Source organism: Paenibacillus sp. USHLN196, assembly GCF_037144955.1.
GTDB classification, from domain to species: Bacteria; Bacillota; Bacilli; order Paenibacillales; family Paenibacillaceae; genus Paenibacillus; species Paenibacillus xylanexedens_C.
In genome coordinates this window covers 1-274 of the sequence record NZ_JBBCYH010000049.1, presented here as the reverse complement: position 1 = coordinate 274, position 274 = coordinate 1, and the positions used below count along the sequence as shown (strand labels likewise).

The 274-nt window shown below is 43.4% G+C and carries 1 rRNA gene; it reads left to right on the top strand.

The features are described 5' to 3' along the window. A 16S ribosomal RNA gene (locus WFI24_RS34265) occupies window positions 1-71 on the top strand; the annotation flags it as partial. Window positions 72-274 lie beyond the last annotated feature (203 nt).

Genomic DNA, 274 nt, shown 5'->3' with positions numbered 1-274 from the left:
TGGGATAGATGATTGGGGTGAAGTCGTAACAAGGTAGCCGTATCGGAAGGTGCGGCTGGATCACCTCCTTTCTATGGAGAATCGTTTCCTGCAACGGAAACATTCAAATACAAGTCTTCAGGAAGCATGCTTCCGAAGCGAGCTTTACTTCGTAAAGCTTTTAACTCACTCGTTGCTCAGTTTTGAGAGCTCAAACTCTCAAACAGCTTGCTTTTGCATGGAGCTTGTTCTTTGAAAACTAGATATCGAAACGAAACAAACGCGAATTAGAACA